The 17,298-nt window shown below is 66.9% G+C and carries 17 protein-coding genes; 2 read left to right on the forward strand and 15 right to left on the reverse strand.

The genetic code is table 11. From position 1 onward, the window contains the following. Positions 1-711 (reverse strand): electron transfer flavoprotein subunit beta/FixA family protein (locus tag GQ57_RS18330; RefSeq protein WP_034198632.1); only part of this gene is annotated, 711 nt, incomplete at its 3' end. A 19-nt stretch (positions 712-730) separates the two neighbouring features. Beyond that, positions 731-1,903 (reverse strand): acyl-CoA dehydrogenase family protein, encoded by a 1,173-nt coding sequence (locus tag GQ57_RS18335; RefSeq protein ID WP_031397804.1) that lies wholly within the window; start codon positions 1,901-1,903, stop codon positions 731-733. 112 nt (positions 1,904-2,015) lie between these two features. Between GQ57_RS18335 and GQ57_RS18340 the strand changes: the two genes are divergently transcribed. Further along, positions 2,016-2,945 (forward strand): LysR family transcriptional regulator, encoded by a 930-nt coding sequence (locus GQ57_RS18340; protein WP_034198633.1) that lies wholly within the window; start codon positions 2,016-2,018, stop codon positions 2,943-2,945. Positions 2,946-3,000: 55 nt separating this feature from the next. On the opposite strand, the gene GQ57_RS18345 is transcribed toward GQ57_RS18340, so the two are convergent. From GQ57_RS18345 to GQ57_RS18385, 9 genes are all read right to left on the reverse strand, one after another. Next, positions 3,001-4,494, reverse strand: a complete 1,494-nt coding sequence (locus tag GQ57_RS18345) for a class I adenylate-forming enzyme family protein (RefSeq protein ID WP_034198634.1) — start codon at positions 4,492-4,494, stop codon at positions 3,001-3,003. A 51-nt stretch (positions 4,495-4,545) separates the two neighbouring features. Beyond that, positions 4,546-5,232: a nitroreductase family protein gene (locus tag GQ57_RS18350; protein WP_031397801.1), complete on the reverse strand. Its 687-nt coding sequence runs from the start codon at positions 5,230-5,232 to the stop codon at positions 4,546-4,548. A gap of 151 nt (positions 5,233-5,383) precedes the next feature. Next, positions 5,384-6,550 carry a CaiB/BaiF CoA transferase family protein gene (locus GQ57_RS18355; RefSeq protein WP_034198635.1) on the reverse strand — a complete coding sequence of 389 codons (1,167 nt, stop codon included), beginning with the start codon at positions 6,548-6,550 and terminating at the stop codon, positions 5,384-5,386. 2 nt (positions 6,551-6,552) lie between these two features. Next, on the reverse strand, positions 6,553-7,791 hold the full coding sequence (locus GQ57_RS18360) for a CaiB/BaiF CoA transferase family protein (protein ID WP_034198636.1): 1,239 nt from the start codon (positions 7,789-7,791) through the stop codon (positions 6,553-6,555). Positions 7,792-7,922: 131 nt separating this feature from the next. Then, positions 7,923-9,089, reverse strand: a complete 1,167-nt coding sequence (locus tag GQ57_RS18365) for an acyl-CoA dehydrogenase family protein (protein WP_031397798.1) — start codon at positions 9,087-9,089, stop codon at positions 7,923-7,925. Positions 9,090-9,114: 25 nt separating this feature from the next. After that, positions 9,115-9,576 carry a MaoC family dehydratase gene (locus tag GQ57_RS18370; RefSeq protein WP_031397797.1) on the reverse strand — a complete coding sequence of 154 codons (462 nt, stop codon included), beginning with the start codon at positions 9,574-9,576 and terminating at the stop codon, positions 9,115-9,117. A 31-nt stretch (positions 9,577-9,607) separates the two neighbouring features. Then, positions 9,608-10,495 carry an HpcH/HpaI aldolase/citrate lyase family protein gene (locus GQ57_RS18375; protein ID WP_034198637.1) on the reverse strand — a complete coding sequence of 296 codons (888 nt, stop codon included), beginning with the start codon at positions 10,493-10,495 and terminating at the stop codon, positions 9,608-9,610. 204 nt (positions 10,496-10,699) lie between these two features. Beyond that, complete coding sequence (locus GQ57_RS18380; protein ID WP_034198638.1) at positions 10,700-11,317, reverse strand: TetR/AcrR family transcriptional regulator; 618 nt, start codon at positions 11,315-11,317, stop codon at positions 10,700-10,702. A gap of 167 nt (positions 11,318-11,484) precedes the next feature. Next, entirely contained in the window at positions 11,485-12,399 is a 915-nt protein-coding gene (locus GQ57_RS18385) for an alpha/beta hydrolase (RefSeq protein WP_031397794.1), read from the reverse strand. A gap of 379 nt (positions 12,400-12,778) precedes the next feature. Here GQ57_RS18385 and GQ57_RS18390 point away from each other — a divergent pair, with 379 nt between their 5' ends. Further along, positions 12,779-13,933 carry an NADH-dependent flavin oxidoreductase gene (locus GQ57_RS18390; RefSeq protein WP_034198639.1) on the forward strand — a complete coding sequence of 385 codons (1,155 nt, stop codon included), beginning with the start codon at positions 12,779-12,781 and terminating at the stop codon, positions 13,931-13,933. A 62-nt stretch (positions 13,934-13,995) separates the two neighbouring features. Here the strand turns inward: GQ57_RS18390 and GQ57_RS18395 are convergent, their stop codons facing one another. The 4 genes from GQ57_RS18395 to GQ57_RS18410 form a co-directional block, all read right to left on the reverse strand. Further along, a complete protein-coding gene (locus GQ57_RS18395) occupies positions 13,996-14,730 on the reverse strand; it encodes an SDR family oxidoreductase (protein WP_034198640.1) in 735 nt (244 codons plus the stop codon). A 12-nt stretch (positions 14,731-14,742) separates the two neighbouring features. Next, entirely contained in the window at positions 14,743-15,378 is a 636-nt protein-coding gene (locus GQ57_RS18400; RefSeq protein WP_031397791.1) for an SDR family oxidoreductase, read from the reverse strand. Positions 15,379-15,475: 97 nt separating this feature from the next. Further along, complete coding sequence (locus GQ57_RS18405; RefSeq protein WP_031397790.1) at positions 15,476-16,249, reverse strand: SDR family NAD(P)-dependent oxidoreductase; 774 nt, start codon at positions 16,247-16,249, stop codon at positions 15,476-15,478. 82 nt (positions 16,250-16,331) lie between these two features. Further along, on the reverse strand, positions 16,332-17,267 hold the full coding sequence (locus GQ57_RS18410; RefSeq protein ID WP_031397789.1) for an alpha/beta hydrolase: 936 nt from the start codon (positions 17,265-17,267) through the stop codon (positions 16,332-16,334). Between the last annotated feature and the right edge of the window lie 31 nt (positions 17,268-17,298).

Here is a 17,298-nt window from a genome sequence, read left to right on the forward strand (position 1 = left end):
CGTCTTCACGTCCGGCACCTTCACGCCGGCCGCGCGCTTCGGCGGCTCGACCACCTTCAGCGTCTTCAGACGCGGCGCGACATCCACGCCGAGGTCTTCCGGTTTCACGGTTTCCAGCGGCTTCTTCTTCGCCTTCATGATGTTCGGCAGCGTCACGTAGCGCGGCTCGTTCAGGCGCAGGTCGGTCGTGATGACCGCCGGCAGCGACAGCGACAGCGTTTCCGCGCCGCCGTCGACTTCGCGTGCGACCGTTGCGCGGCCGTCTGCGACCGTCACCTTCGACGCGAACGTCGCTTGCGGGAGACCGGACAGCGCGGCCAGCATCTGGCCCGTCTGGTTCGAATCGTCGTCGATCGCCTGCTTGCCGAGGATCACCAGTTGCGGCTGTTCCTTGTCGACCAGCGCCTTCAGGATCTTCGCGACGGCCAGCGGCTCGACGCCGTCGTTCGACTCGACCAGGATCGCGCGATCCGCGCCGATCGCCAGCGCCGTGCGCAGCGTTTCCTGCGCCTGCGCCACACCGACCGATACCGCGATCACTTCGGTCGCGACGCCCGCTTCCTTCAGGCGCACCGCTTCTTCCACCGCGATTTCGTCGAACGGGTTCATCGACATCTTCACGTTCGCGATGTCGACACCGGATTGATCGGACTTCACGCCGACCTTCACGTTCGCGTCGACCACGCGCTTGACGGGTACGAGAATCTTCATGAAAGACATCCTTCGGGAATCAGTAGGAACGGGGCAGTTGCAGCACGTGCTCGGCCACGTGCCCCAGAATCATGTTGGTGGAAATCGGCGCGACCTGGTACAGGCGCGTCTCGCGGAATTTGCGCTCGACGTCGTATTCGCATGCGAAGCCGAAGCCGCCGTGCGTCTGCAGGCACGCGTTCGCCGCTTCCCAGCTCGCCTTCGCGGCCAGGTACTTGGCCATGTTGGCCTCGACGCCCGCGTTCTGGCGCGCGTCGATCTTCTCGCACGCACGCCAGCGCATCAGGTTCGCGGCTTCCAGCTCGATGAACGATTCGGCCAGCGGGAACTGGATCCCCTGGTTCTGCCCGATCGGGCGGCCGAACACCTTGCGCTCGACCGCGTAGTCGCGCGCCTTCTCCAGGAACCAGTAACCGTCGCCGATGCACTCGGCGGCGATCAGCGTGCGCTCGGCGTTCAGGCCGTCGAAGATCACCTTCAAGCCCTTGCCCTCGGTGCCGAGCAGCGCGTCTTCCGGCAGTTCGAGGTTGTCGAAGAACAGTTCGTTGGTCTCGTGATTGACCATGTTGAGGATCGGGCGCACGGTGAGGCCGTTGCCGATCGCCTTGTCCAGCTCGACGATGAAGCACGACAGCCCGTCGCTCTTCTTCTGCACCTGGTCGAGCGGCGTGGTGCGCGCGAGCAGGATCAGCAGGTCGCTATGCTGCACGCGCGAGATCCAGACTTTCTGGCCGTTGATGACCCAGCGGCCGTCCTTCTTCACGGCGGTGGTCTTCAGCTTGGTGGTGTCGCTGCCGGTGGTGGGCTCGGTCACGCCCATCGACTGCACGCGCAGCTCGCCCGATGCGATGCGCGGCAGGTAGCGCCGTTTCTGCGCGTCGGTGCCGCTGAACACGATCGTGTTCATCACGTACATCTGGCCGTGGCACGCGCCCGAATTGCCGCCGGAACGGTTGATCTCTTCCATGATGACCGACGCTTCCGCCATCGACAGGCCGGGACCGTCGTATTCCTGCGGAATCAGCGCGGCCAGCCAGCCGGCCTGCGTGAGCGCGGTGACGAACGCCTCGGGATAACCGCGCTCCTCGTCGATCTTGCGGTGGTACTCGGCGGGGAACTGGCTGCACAGGCCGCGCACGGCGTCGCGGATTGCCTGGTACTGGTCGGGGGCGGAAAAAATGGAGGCGCTCATGAATCCTGTCTCGTCATTGGCATCGGTTAGGCCCATAATAAGTTTTGATGGATTCGTTAAAAAATAGAATTTTTTGATCGATGTATCAGTTTTCGGTATCGAGGACCCTGCGATGGATCTCAAGCAACTGCGCGCCTTCGTCACCGTGGCCGAAACCGGCAACGTCACGCGCGCGTCGAGCCTGCTGAATCTCGTGCAGCCGGCGGTGTCGCGCCAGTTGCGCCTGCTCGAGGAAGACATGGGGACCGAGCTGTTCGAGCGCGGCCGTCACGGGATGCAGCTCACGCCGTCGGGCAAGACGATGCTCGAATACGCGCGGCGCATCCTCAACGAGGTGGCGCGCGCCAAGGCCGAGATTCAGCCCACCGACGGGCCGGTCGCCGGCATCGTGAGCATCGGCCTGCTGGCCAGCACGTCGGATCTGCTGGCCACGCGGCTGGCGAGCGAGGTCGCGCGGCGTTACCCGCACATCCGCCTGCGGCTCACGATCGGCTACGCGGGGCATCTGCAGGACTGGCTCGAAGCCGGGGACGTGGACGCCGCGCTGCTGTACGGGCAGAAGGAAACGCCCGCGCTGCACGTCAAGGCGTTGATCGAGGAAAGCCTGTGGGCGGTGGCCGCACCGTCGGCCGGGCTGTCGCGCAAGCGGCCGCTCGCGCTGTCGCGCGTCGCGAGCGAGCCGTTCATCCTGCCGTCCGCACCGCAGGGCCTGCGCGCGGCGATCGAGCATGCGGCGGCCGAGGCGGACGTGACGCTGCGGGTCGTCACCGAAACCAATGCGCTGAGCGTGCAGAAGGATCTGGTCGCGCAAGGCCACGGCTGGACGATCCTGCCGGCCGTCGGCGTCACGCGGGAAGTCGAGCAGGGCACGCTGTGCGCGGCGCCGCTCGCGGCCCCGGGCATCAAGCGCACGATCGTGCTGGCGGCGCCCAGCAGCCGGCAGGCCACGGCGCCGGTGCGCTGCGTGGTCGGCGTGCTGCTCGACTGCGTGAAAACCACGTTCGACGAGGGGTGCTGGCCCGACGCGCGCTGGCTGGGCTAGGGCCCCGCGCAAGCCCGTTATCGGCGCGAACGCGCCCTGGGGAGACGCGTACGGGCTAGAGCCGTTCCAGCAATTGCCGCCGCATCAGCTTGCCGTTGCTGTTGAACGGCAGCGTGTCGACGGGGATGATGCGTGCCGGATGCTTGTACGGCGCGAGTTGTTCGCGCAAGTACCGGCGCAACGCGATTTCGTCCGGCGGATGCGCGGCATCGAGCTCGACGAATGCGACGACCGCCTCGTTGCCGTCAGCCTCCTTGTGCCCGACGACGGCCGAGTTCAGGATGCCGGGGAAGCGGTTGAGCGCCTGTTCCACTTCGGCCGGATACACGTTGAACCCGGAGCGGATGATCATTTCCTTGAGGCGCCCGACGATGAACAGCGCGCCGTCTTCATGCAGCTCGCCCAGGTCGCCCGATGCGTACCAGCCGCCGTCGCGCATCACGTCGGCGGTGGCCTGCAGGTCGCGGAAATAGCCGGGCATCAGGCCCGTGCCGCGCAGCCAGATCTCTCCGCGCGCGCCGGCGGGCAGCGTCCGGCCGCTGGCCGGCTCGACGATGCGCAACTCGGCGCCGGGGAATGCGTAGCCCGCGCTGGTGTCGCCGCGCGTTTCGCCGAGGCGGGTGGCGTGCAGCGAGCCCGCGTATTCCGACAGGCCGTAGCCGTGATGCAGCGGCTGCCCGAACAACGCCTCGACCTGCTGCTTGAGCGCCATGTCGAGCGGCCCGGCGCCGGCGTAGAGATAGCGCAGGCAGGGCGCGTCGGGACGGACGATGCCGTGCTCCGCGCAATACCGCAGCAACCGGGAGAACAGCATCGGCGGCCCCTGCACCTGGCTCACGCGGCGGTGCGCGAGCGCGTCGAACAGCTCCGCAGGTTCGAATTGCGGCCGCATTTCGAGTGCCGCGCCCGCGTGCAGCGATGCCAGCAGCACCGTGCCGAGGCCGAAGATGTGCGTCATCGGCGCATACGCGTAGACGCGATCGTCGGGGCCCAGCGCGCGCGATTCGGCCGATACCCGCGCGAAATGCAGCACGCCGCGGTGCGTCATCATCACGCCCTTGGGCGCGCCCGTGGTCCCGGACGTGAAGATGACGGCCGCCACGTCGCTGGCGAGCGGCTCCGGTTCGACCCGCGCCGCGAGCACGGCGCTGCGCGCGAGGCCGTTCACGCATGACGGGCGGCCGCCGTGCCGCGCCGCATGCGCGGCCGCCGCCGGCGATACGCCCGACGTGAAATACAGCACGCGCGCATCGGCCTTGCCCGCGAACGCGTCGACTTCGCCCGGCGCCATGCGCGCATTGACGCCGCACGACCACGCGCCGACGCGGCTGCACGCGATCAGCAGCGCCGCATGTTCGGCGCAGTTCTCGGCCACCACCAGCACGCGGTCGCCGCGGCGCACGCCGTCATCCCGCAGCTCGCGTTCGAGCGCATCGGCCAATGCGCCGACGTCCGCGTAGCTCAGGCTGCGATCGGGGAGATGGATGAACGGGCGCCCGGGGGCCTCGGACAGCCATCGATCCAGCAGTTCGTGAATGCGTGCGGTCATGCGCGATTCTCCTCGTCCCTTGCTGCGATACGCGTGCGACGGCCGGCCGGCTCAGGCGAAGCGCACGAGGTCGTCCACGTCGGCGCGCGTGGTGCGGAACCGGTTGACCGGATGCGCGTCTTCCGCGTAGCCGAACGAGATGCCGCAGATCATCTGCTGCGTATCGGGAATGCCGAAATACTCGCGCACGAACCGGGCATGGCGCGCCAGCGCGCCCTGCGGCGTGGTGGCCACGCCGTGCGCATAGGCCGCGATCAGGAACGACGACACGAAGCCGCCCGCGTCGACGAGCGCATACGGGCCCAGCTCCGCGGGCACCGTGACGATCGCCACGTGCGGCGCGTCGAACAGTCGGAAGTTGCGGAATGCCTGCTCGGCGCTGCGCTCGGTGTCCTTCGGGCCGATGCCCAGCGCCGAATACAGCGCGATGCCCGCGCCGCGTCGCCGTTCGCGGTAAATGCCTTCATAGCTCGGCGGGAAGGGCAGGTCCGATTCGTTGTCCGGATGCGCGTCGACCCGCTGGATCAGCGCCTGCCGAAAGCGTTCGGTGCTCTCGGGCGTTTCGGTGATGACCAGTTGCCACGGCTGCACGTTGCACCATGAGGCCGAGCGGCCCGCCATGCCGACGATGCCGCGGATCAGTTCGGTATCCAGCGCCTGATGTCGATAGGCGCGGCATGTCGAGCGGCCGCTCGTCAGGCGATCGAGCGCCGCGAGTTCGGGGGAGAGCGATGTCATGTCGGTTGCGTCCTTGCCAGTTGCACGGCCCGCGCGCTTCGGGAGCGCGACGGGCGCGAGCGGAAAACCATCGAGGGGAACACACCGGCGAGTGCGCTGACGGCCGCCGTGCGGCGCGCGCGACGCGATCGCCGGCCATGTGCGCCGCCGGTCAGATGAATGTGCCCTGCGCGCGCAAGGCGTCGATGCGCGCGTCGGGCAGCCAGTCCTGCAGCGCGGCGATCGCGTTGTCGGTCGTCGGCGGCGCAGGCGGTTCGGGGTGTGCCGCGGGCGTGCGCGAAAACCGCGGGCCGGGCGCCGGATGCGTGACGCCGTCCAGGTCGATGAACGTGCCGCGCGCCTTCACGTGCGGATGGTCGGGCGCTTCGTCGAAGTCGAGCACGGGCGCCACGCACACGTCGAGATGGCCGAGCCGTTGCGCCCACTCGTCGCGCGTGCGTTCCCTGAATTTCGCGGCGAGGATCTGCTTGGCGTCGGGCCATTGCGCGCGGTCCATCTGCGCCTGCAGCCGCGGATGGTCCTGCAACCCGAGCTGTTCGAGCAGCAGCCGGTAGAACTTGCCCTCGATGGGGCCGACGCTGACGTACTTGCCGTCGGCGCACGCGTACACCTCGTAGAACGGCGCGCCGGTGTCGAGCAGGTTCGTGCCGCGCGCCTTGTCGAGCATGCCGGCGGCATGCAGGCCCATCGTCACCGTCATGATCGAGGCCACGCCGTCGACCATCGCGGCGTCCACCACCTGGCCCTGCCCGGAACCGTGCGCTTCGAGGATGCCCGCGAGCAGCCCGAAGGCCAGGTACAGCGAGCCGCCCGCATAGTCGCCCAGCACGTTGAGCGGCGGCGTCGGCGCCTGCCCGGCGCGGCCCATCGCATGCAGCGCGCCGGTGATCGAAATGTAGTTCAGGTCGTGCCCGGCCACCTGCGACAGCGGGCCGTCCTGCCCCCAGCCGGTCACGCGGCCGTAGACGAGGCGCGGGTTGCGCGCCAGGCACGGTTCGGGGCCGAGGCCGAGGCGCTCCATCACGCCGGGACGAAAGCCCTCGATCAGGCCGTCGGCCCGGTCGATCAGCTCGAGCACCAGCTCGACGGCGGCGGGATCCTTCAGGTCGACGCGCACGGACTTGCGATTGCGCAGGCCCAGGTCGAACTCGACGGGGCGCGGCGCGCCGAGCCCCGAAGGCTCCTTGCGGTCCACGCGGATGACGGTCGCGCCCAGGTCGGCCAGGAACATCGCGGCCAGCGGCCCGGGGCCGATGCCCGCGATCTCGACGATCCGGATGCCCGCGAGCGGGCCGCGACGGGGTGGCACGGCGGTCATGGTCAGATCACTCCCTGTTCGCGCAGTTGCCGCAGGCGATCGTCGGACAGCTTGAGCAGCCCCCGGTAGATCTCGTCGTTGGCGGCGCCGAGTTCCTGCGCCGGCTGGTCGAACTGCACGGGCGTCTGCGACAGCCTGATCGGCAGGCCCATGCCCATCGCGTCGACGTCGGCCAGCCCCGGGTGCTCCAGCTTGACCACGGCGCCGCGCGCCTGCAGCACCGGGTCCTTCAGCACGTCGATCGGCGAGCGCACGGGCGCGGCCGGCACGCCGCGCCTGACCTGCAACTCGGCGATGACTTCCTCGGTGCTGTGGCGGCTCGTCCACGCCTCGATGATCGCGTTGATCTCGGCCGCATGCTTCATGCGCGGGCCGCGCGTCGCGTAGCGCGGGTCGGTGACGATCTCCGGCCGGCCCACGGCTTCCATCAGGTTCTGGAACCAGTCTGGCTGAAACGCCACCATCGCCACGTGACCGTCGCGCGTGCCGTAGACGCCGAACGGCACCAGCCGGTCCTGGAAATTGCCCGAGCGCTTCGAGTAGCCGTGCTTCAGGAACACGTCGAAATGCTCCTCGGCCACCAGCGACGACAGGCAGTCGAGCATCGACACCTGCACCGACTGGCCCACACCGGTGCGGCCACGGTGAATCAGCGCGGCGAGGATGCCGTTGACGGCGTACAGCGGCGTGATCAGGTCGGCGATCGGCAGGCCCGAGCGGGTCGGCGGACCGTCGGCGAAACCGGTCACGTCCATGATCCCCGACAGCGCCTGGACGATGATGTCCATGCCCTTCAGGTTCTTGTACGGGCTCGGTTCGCCGAACGCCTTGATCGATGCGTAGACGATCCGCGGATTGACCTCGCGCACGCTCTCGTAATCCACGCCCAGCCGCGCCGTCACGCCCTCGCTGGCGTTTTCGATGACGACGTCGGATTCCTTGACCAGCGCCATGAACAGCGCCTTGCCCTGTTCCGATTTCAGGTCGAGCGTGATGCTTTTCTTGTTGCGCGCGCGGTTGAGGATGGTCAGCGACACCTCGTCGTCGCCCTTGACGCCGAAGTGGACGCCGTCCTTGCCGACATAGGGGGGATTGTTGCGTGCGATGTCGCCGCCGCCCGGCGATTCGACGCGGATGACTTCGGCGCCCATGCCACCCAGCAGCAGCGATCCGTACGGGCCGGCCAGGGCCACGGTCAGATCGAGCACTCGGATACCTTCCAACGGTCTTGCAGCTGACATGCTTGTCTCCTGAAACTGGTCCGCGGCCGGTGCGCGCCCCGGATGCGCCGGGCGCGGCCCGCAGACAGTTCTTCGTGCCTGTTCGATGCCGGCGTTTCCCGAACCGGGAAAACCCCGGCGGATCACCGGGTTCAATAAGACTTCGGCAACCCGAGCTTGCGCTCGGCAATGTTCGACAGAATGAGTTGCGGAGTGACAGGGGCAATGTAGCCGATCCACGCCTCGCGCATGAACCGCTCGACGTGATACTCCTTCGCATAGCCGAAGCCGCCGTGCGTGAGGATCGACGTCTGGCACGCATTCATGCACGCCTCGGACGCCAGCAGCTTCGCCGCGTTCGCCTCCGAGCCGCACGGCTGCCCCCGGTCGTACAGGTCGGCCGCCGCGAAGATCATGTGGTTCGCCGCTTCCAGCTCCGCCCAGTTGCGCGCGAGCGGATGCTGCACGCCCTGGTTTTGCCCGATCGGGCGGCCGAACACGACGCGCTCCTTCGCATATTGCGTCGCCAGGTTGAGCACCGCGCGGCCGATGCCGACCTGCTCGACGGCCACCAGTACGCGCTCGGCGTTCATCCCGTGGAAGATGTAGCTCAGGCCCTTGCCTTCCTCGCCGATCAGCTCGTCCTTCGACACCGGCAGATCGTCGATGAACAGCTCGTTGGTATCGACCGCCGCGCGGCCGAGCTTGTCGATCTCGCGGATGTCGACATACCTGCGGTCGAGCTTCGTGTAGAACAGGCTCAGACCCTCGCTGTGCTTCTTCACTTCCTCGATCGGCGTGGTGCGCGCGAGGATCAGCATGTGATCGGCCACCTGCGCGGTCGAGATGAAGACCTTCTTGCCCGAGATCAGGTAATTGCCGTCGGGCTGCTTCTTCGCGACGACTTTCAGCTTCGTGGTGTCGAGGCCCGTATCCGGCTCGGTCACCGCGAAACAGGCCTTGTGCTCGCCGCGTGCGAACGGCGGCAGCCACGCCTTCTTCTGCGCGTCCGTGCCGAAATGCACGACCGGCTGCAGCCCGAAGATGTTCATGTGGATGGTCGACGCCGCCGCCTGGCCACCGCATTCGGCGACCGTGCGCATGAACAGCGCCGCTTCCGTCACGCCGAGGTTCGCGCCGCCCACGTCTTCCGGCATGCAGATGCCGAGCCAGCCGCCGCTCGCGACGGCCGTGAAGAACTCGTGCGGGAATTCGTGGTTCTTGTCCTTGTTGCGCCAGTATTCGAGCGGAAAGTCCGCGCAGATTTTCTGCGCCGCATCGACGATCGCGACCTGGTCGGGGCTCAGTTGGTAGTCCATGTCCGGTTCTCCTGCGGAAACGAGGTCAAGCCTGGCCGGCGGGGCGCAGCATCATCAGGCCCGTGCGCACGGCCGTGCACACGATCTCGTCGCGCTGGTTCCGCGCCACGTGCTTGAAGGTGACGATGCCCGAGTCGGTGCGGCTTTTCGACAGGCGCGCCTCGACGATCTCGGTCTCGACGCGGATCGTGTCGCCGTGGAAGGTCGGTTTCGGGAATGCGATCTCGCCGAAGCCCAGATTGCCGAGCGTCGTGCCGAGCGTGGTCTCGTACACGGTGATGCCGGCCACCAGCGCGAGCAGGAACATGCTGTTCACGAGGCGCTGGCCGTACATCGTATTCTTGCTGTATTCGGCGTCGATGTGCAGCGGCGCGCAGTTGTAGGTCATCGCCGAGAACAGCACGTTGTCGGTCTCGGTCACCGTGCGGCGGATCGCATGCTCGATCACCATGCCGGGCTTGAATTCTTCGAAGTAAAGGCCTGCCATTTTTTGTCTCCTGACGTATTCGGGTGCGGAATCAGCGGTTGAACGACTGCGCGAGCGCGATGATTTCGCGTGCCGTTTTCGCGTGGGCGATGTCGATGTGCTCGCCGTCATAAATGCACGACGCGCGGCCTTCCGCCTGGGCCTTGTCGAGCGCGTCGATCATGCCCTGGTAGAACGCGACTTCTTCTTCGGTGGGGCTGTAGGTGCGGTTGACGATCTCGACGTTCGACGGATGCAGCACCAGCTCGCCGCTCATGCCGAGCTGGCGGTCGTTCGCCGACGAGACCCTGAGCCCGTCGAGGTCGTGCACCTGCTGCCACACGCCGCCGATCGGCAGCTTGCCGGCGGCGCGCGCGGCCATCACGATGCGCGACTTCAGGAACTGCGTTTCGCGGCCTTCGAGCGACCAGACGGTCTTGAGCGCGCGCGCCACGTCGGCGTTCTTCGCGGTCGCGCCGACGATCGCCGGCACCCGGTCGTGCTGCGCGATTTCATACGCGAGCTGCAGCGAGCGGGCGGTTTCCAGCAGCGGAATCACCTTGGTATGGCCGACTTCGACGCCGGCGCGGTACTCGGCTTCGGCCAGCATCGACGCCACGGTGTGGATGTCTTCCGGCCCGCACGGCTTCGAGATCACGATGCCCTCGACCACCGGGTTCACGATGGCCAGGATGTCGTCGAAGTCGTACAGGTGCGCGCTGCGGTTGATGCGCACCCAGACGCGCTGTTTCTGCTCGGCCAGCCACGCCAGCTTGGAGCGGACGATCTCGCGCGCCTCGACTTTCTGCGCCGGCGGCACGCTGTCCTCGAGATCGAGGATCAGCGCATCGGCGCCGGACTGAATGGACTTCTCGATCCAGGTCGGCTTGTTACCCGGAACGAAAAGGAAGGAACGGATCGGTTTCATCTGCGTCGTCATGACTGTCTCGGCGTGTTGATGGGGGCAGCGGATGCATGCGTCAGGCTTTACCTAACAACTGGTAGTTAGTTTGATGCGCAAACGCCGGGATCGTCATTGGGGTTTATACCGAGATGCTGACGCTGTGGTGCTTCGGCGCGCACGCCGGTCCCTGGTTCGAAGGCGGCGCACGGCGCTTGCGGGTTGCGGGGAAGCGCGCGGCAATCAGCGCGACGCCAGTCCCGCACCGGAGAAGAACATGGTGCAAAGCTGGTCGGCGATCCGCTCCAGCGAGCCCTTTTGCGGGTTGAACCACGACTGTATCGAGTTGATGCTGCCCAGGATGTGGATGCGCGCGAGGTGAATGTCCACGTCGTCGCGGAGTCGGCCTTCGGCACGCAGGTCTTCCAGCAATCCGTTCCAGAGCGTCTGGTGACGCTCGCGCCGCACGACCTGCCGATCGCGAATCGTGTCGGGCAGCTGGCCCAGCAGCCTGCCGTGGGCGACCGCGAAATCGCCGTGCATGACGAGGCCGCGCATCTGGCCGAGTACCGCCGCGCGGAACCGCTGTTCGGCGGTGGCGCCTGCGCCGAGTGCATCCAGTTGCGCGTTCAGGTGATGGACGATGTGCAAGGCGCCTTGCTCCATCACCGCTTCGACGAGTTCTTCCTTCGACGAGAAGTGGTAGTAGATGCTCGCGGCCTCGATGCCGGCCTGATCGGCGATGTTGCGCATGGTCGTGGCCGAATAGCCTTGCATGCCGAACGTGCGGGCGGCAAGACGGATCAGCAATTCGCGCGTCTCGCACGTGCCGGCGGAATTCGATTTCGATCGTTTGGCCATACCCTGGTTGCCTGCGCATGATGAATCATGCCGACATACTAACAGTAGTTAGGTTTGTGCCAGGGTGGTCGAGATGCACGAACGGATCGCCGCGCGAAGGGGGCGATCCGTTCGTTGTCCGTGCGGTCGGCGCGGTGCGCGGTTGCGCGCACCGGCCGCGTCCCGCGTTACAGCGTGCCCTTGAAGAACGGCGCGAGCACGGAAACCGCCTCGTCGACGTATTGCGGGATGTCGTACAGCGACATGTGGTTGGCGCCTTCGACCACGTGGAAACGCTTGTCGGCGCTGGCCGCGCGGGCGAACAGGTCGTCGCTCATCCACTTGCTGCCCGCGACGCTGCCGGCCACGATCTGCAGCGGCTGCGTGAGGAACGCTTCGGCCTTGTTATACGCGTCGTACGTGATGATCTGGTTGAGGCTGCGGGCGGTCATGAAGCCGGGCGCGTTCGGGTGTTCGCAGCGCGGCGTATGGTAGTACTCCCATGCTTCTTCCAGTTCCTTGTTCGGCGCGTCCTCCTTGCGCATCGGCGCGAGCGGCAGCGTGGCCAGCTGCGCGCCCGACGCATCGCTGGTGCGTGCCTGCGAACCGTGCGCGATGTACGGGATCGCATCGGCGTCCTTCACGTTGTTTTCCCAGCCGTTGCGGAACATCGAACCGATGTTGACCGCGCTGACCGTGCCGAGCGCCTTGATGCGACGGTCGTTGATGGCCGCGTTGGCCGCGTAGCCGCCGCCCGCGCAGATCCCCATCGCGCCGATCCGCTCGGCGTCGACGTACGGCAGCGTGGTCAGGTAGTCGACCACCGCGCTGACGTCCTCGGTGCGGATATACGGGTTCTCGAGCTGGCGCGGCTCGCCGGTGCTTTCGCCTTGGTACGACGCGTCGAACGCGATCGCGACCAGACCGTTCTCGGCCAGCTTCTTCGCATACAGGCCGGCCGTCTGTTCCTTCACGCCGCCGCCCGGATGCGCGACGACGACGGCCGGGTACTTCGCGTTCGAATCGAAACCGGCGGGAACGTGGATCACGGCGGCAATCGTGACGCCCTGGCCGTTCAGGTTCTTGAAGTTGACTTTCTGCATGATGGGTAACTCCGGTGGTGGGTGGCAACGAGGTGATGTGATGTCATGGTAGGCAAGAAATTGATGCAGATATATGGGCTAAAACAGACTTCAGTGTTAAGCCTGTCTTTACATGTGCCGGGAGAGCCCACTTCGCCGCGATACGTTGCCCCGGGTGGCGATTGTTAAGTCTGGCATACGACTGATGTCAGATTTGCGCGCTTGAGTAATGCCAATCGGCCCCTACGATAGGAGGGTCCGCCGCACCGCCGGCCCGGGCCGCGTTTCGCGAGCCCGGCGTCGGCGAGGCGAGCGCCACATCAACGCGGCGTCGAGCCGCACGTTCCACTCCATGCCGCACCGTGATCGTACTGCGTGCGGCAGCCCATCAGGAATTCCCATGACCCAGGCATTTCAGACGCTGTTCCAGCCATTCACGTTTCCCAACGGCGTCACGTTCCGCAACCGCGTGCTGATGGCGCCGATGACCACCTGGTCGTCGAATCCCGACGGCACGGTGTCCGATCAGGAACTCGCGTATTACCGCCGCCGCGCGAACGGCGTCGGCGCGGTGCTGACCGGCTGCACGCACGTGACGGAAAGCGGCATCGGCTTCACCGATGAATTCGCGGCGCACGACGATCGTTACGTGCCGAGCCTTCGCAAGCTGGCGGACGCCGCGAAAAGCGGCGGGGCGCCCGCGATCCTTCAGATCTTTCACGCGGGCAACAAGGCGGTGCCGGCGCTCGTGCCGGACGGCGTGCTCGTCAGCGCGAGCGCGATGAAGGCGCCGCCCGGGCCGTTCAACAGCGGCGAGCTCGAGAGCCGCGCGCTGACCCACGACGAAATCGGCGAGATGATCCGCGCGTTCGGCGAAACCACGCGACGTGCGATCGAAGCCGGTTTCGACGGCGTCGAACTGCACGGCGCGCACGGCTTCCTGATCCAGAATTTCTTCTCGCCGCGCTTCAATCAGCGCGCGGATGCATGGGGCGGATCGCTCGAGAACCGGATGCGCTTCCCGCTTGCGCTGGTGGCTGAACTCAAGCGCGTGATCGCGCTGCACGCGGATCGTCCATTCGTGCTCGGCTACCGGATCTCGCCGGAAGAACCCGATGCGGACGGGCTGCGCATCGACGATGCGCTGACGCTGGTCGATCGCCTGATCGTCGCGGGCATCGACTATATCCACGTGTCGCTGGTGGACCTGCTGAATGCGAAACCGCTCGATGCAAGCGACGAGCGCCGCACGATCGAGCGCGTCGCCGACATCGTGCAGGGCCGCGTGCCGCTGATGGCGGCCGGCACGATCCGGACGCCCACTGAGGCGGAAGCCGCGCTTGCGCTGGGCGTGTCGGTGGTGGCGGTGGGCAAGGGGCTCGTGATGAACCCCGGCTGGGTCGAGCATGCGCGGCGAGGCGACGCTGCCGCGATCAATACGCAGCTGAATCCGTCCGATGTGCCGCAGCTCGGGATTCCCGACAAGCTGTGGGGTGTCATCGACGCGACGACCGGCTGGTTCCCGGTGCAGCGCGACGTGCGTTCGGCCGCCTGACGCAGCGATGCCGCCGGCGGGGCAACCCGGCGGCGGCATCGGTCGCGGCGCGGCCGCGGCGCCTACAGCGTGAGCTGCAGGCTAGGGCGGATCTCGAGTTCATTGACGAGCACGCCCGGCGGTTGCGCGAAGCTGTACACCAGCGCGCGGGCGACGTCATCGGGCAGCAATGCACCGATCGCGTCGCGACGCTCGCGCATCGCTTCGGCCGGGACGTTGTGCCCCCATTCGGTACGCACGGCGCCCGGATAGATCAGCGACACGCGGATGCCGTCGCCGGCCAGTTCCTGCCGCAGGCCTTCGCAAAAACCGCCGACCGCGAACTTGGTCGCGCAGTACACGGCCCAGTTCGGTGCCCCCGTCTTGCCGCCGACGCTGGACACGGTAGAAATCATCGCGCCCGCGCGGCCCTTCATCAACGGAATGGCCGCGTGCGTGCAATGCAGCATGCCGTACAGGTTGGCGTCGATTTGCGTACGCCATTCATCGGGCCGGCTGTGTTCGAACGCGCCGGCGATGCCCATGCCGGCGTTGTTGAACAACAGATCGAGCCCGCCGAAGTGCGCGCGCACCGTGTCGAACAGCGCGGCGACCTCGGCGGCGTCGGAGACGTCTGCCGCCACCGCAAGCGCCGCATCGCCGAGTTCGGCAGCGAGCGAGTCGATCCGCTCCTTCCGGCGCGCAGTCAGCACGACCTTCATGCCTTCGGCCGCCAGCAGGCGCGCGGCGGCTTCGCCGATGCCGCTCGACGCGCCGGTAATCACGGCGATCCTGCCGCTCAGGTTCTGCAACGTCATCCGTGTCATCCCTTACATGAAGTACGGCTTGTCGCCGTCGCTGCCGGGCCGGTTGACGCCGAGGTTCTCGCCCACGTGCAATTCGGGCGAAGCGACGATCCGCACGATCAGGTCGCCCACGCTCTTGCGCGACACCACGGTGCCCTTGAACGGTTCGTTCCTGCCCGTGAGTTCGTAGTCGACTTCATCCTCGTCCGTCAGCCAGGCCGGGCGCAGGATCGTGTACTGCAGGCCGGACGCCTCGATCGCATCGGCCGAGCGGCGGTAGGGCTTGAGGTCTTCGCCGATGATCGCGTTGTTCCAGTCGCCGAACTTGCCGGGCACTTCGTCGTAGATGCCGAGCGACAGCACGAAGACGAGGCGCTTGACGCCCGCCGCCTGCATCGCCGCGATCACGCCCGCCGCCTGCGTGTCGAGGTTCGCGCCGGCAAGGTTCGCGTAGACGATGTCCTGCCCTTGCACCGCGTTCAGCAGCAGCGTCCGGTCGAGCACGTCGCCGGTCACGACCCGCGCGTTCGACGGCGTATCGCCGAGATTTTTGGGGTTGCGCACGAGCAAGGTCTGACTGATGTTCCTGTCGGCCGCGAGTGCGTCGATCACCCAGCGGGCGATCTGGCCGTTTGCGCCCAGAATGAGAACGTGCTTCACGAGATGACTCCTTTTACGATGATTGCGATGCGTCGGCCGGCATGCGGGCCGGCGCGCACGCGGCGCGCCCGATCTCCCGCCACGCCGGCCGGGCCCGTCATGCGCCGATGTAGGCGCCGTTGTCCACCACCAGCACGCGGCCGGTCACGGCCCGGCTCAAGTCGCTGGCGAAATAGAGGATCGCGTTGGCCTGGTCGGCCGGCTGCGTGAAGGGCAGGTCCTGGTTCGCATACTTGCCCGCGTATTCGACCATCGTCGTGCCGCCGGGCAGTTCGCCGGCCGCCCACGCCTGGGCCATCGGCGTGTCGGTATTGCCGGGCGCCACCGCGTTGCAGCGGATGCCGGTGCCCGAGAAGCGCACGGCGATGTTGGTCGTCATCGTGTTCACGGCGCCCTTGGTCGACGTGTAGGCCACGCCGCCGACCGGCAACGAGCCGTTGATCGACGTGACGTTCACGATCACCCCTTCGTTGCGCGGCAGATAGTGCTGGATCGCTTCGCGGCAGAAGCGGAACACGCCCGCGAAGTTGACCTGTACGACCTGGTCGAAGTGCTCGTCCGAGCATTCCTCGATGGAAACCATGTCGCCGTAACCGGCGTTGTTGACCAGGATGTCGACCTGGCCGAAGGCTTCGATGGCCTGCGCGAAGACCGTCTTGGGCGCGCCCGGGTCGGCCGAGTCGGCCGGCACGCCGATGGCCTTGCCGCCGGCCGCGACGATGCCGTTCACGGCCGCGTCGAGGTCGGCCTGCTTGCGCGCGGTCAGCACGACGTTGGCGCCTTCCTGCGCGAACAGTTGCGCGGTAGCGAGGCCGATGCCCTTGCTGGCGCCGGTGATGATGGCGGTCTTTCCGGAAAGCAGTGATTTCATGGAAAATTATTCTGGATGACTAATGGAAAACGGGCGTGAGCCATGCCCGTCCGGTGAGTGGCGTCGCGGCTGGCCGTGATGCCTAGAGGGTTTCCTTGAAGAACGGCACGACCTGCTTCATCGCGATGCCGACGGGTTCGGGTTTGTCGTACAGGTCGTAGTGCGACCAGCCTTCGGCCACGACGATCCGCTTGTCCTTCGATGCCGCGCGGCCGTAGATCTCCAGGCCGTCGCGATACGCGCCGAAGCCGCCCGGCTTGTCGCCGATCACGACCAGCAGCGGCTGGGTCAGCAGCACTTCGGCGTTCAGGAACGCATCCCAGCCCATCGCGGCGCTGCTGAACGACATCAGCTGGCTCGTGGCGCCGTTGGGCTGCTGGCCGCGTGCGGTCTTGTAGTACTCGGTGGCTTCGAGCACGTCGATGTCGGTGATGCCGGCCTGCTTGCCGGCGGCCACGGACTCGGGCAGCAGGTTGGCGACGTGGCGCTCTCCGCCCTGTGCCTCCGCGGTACGCATCGCGGCCATGTTCTCGAGGAACTCGACCGGCTTGAAGTTGGCGAAGCCTTCACGGATCAGTCGGCCGTAGTTCACGCCGGTGATCGACACCAGCGCCTTGATGCGGTGATCCGTGATGCCCGCATGCACGGTGTAGGCGCCGCCGCCGCACACGCCGATCGCGCCGATACGGCCCGCGTCGACATACGGCAGCGACTGCAGGTAGTCGACCGCGAAGCGGATGTCGGACACGCGGATCGACGGATCTTCGATGAAACGCGGCAGGCCGCCACTGGCACCCTGGAAGCTCGCGTCATGCACCAGCACGACGAAGCCTGCCTCGGCCAGCCCCTTCGCGTAGATGTTGCCGGCGGTCTGCTCCTTGCAACTGCCGATCGGGTGCGTGCTGACGATGGCCGGATACTGCTTGCCCTCGTCGAAACCAGGCGGGAAGTAGAGATCGGCGGCCGTGTCCCAGCCGAGGTTCGGGTAGGTGACGGTCTTGATCGGGGTTGTAGTCATGAGTGGCTCCGGTGTGGCGGGGGACGGCACG

The sequence above is a fragment of the Burkholderia sp. MSh2 genome, from assembly GCF_000731655.1.
Taxonomy (GTDB): Bacteria; Pseudomonadota; Gammaproteobacteria; order Burkholderiales; family Burkholderiaceae; genus Burkholderia; species Burkholderia paludis.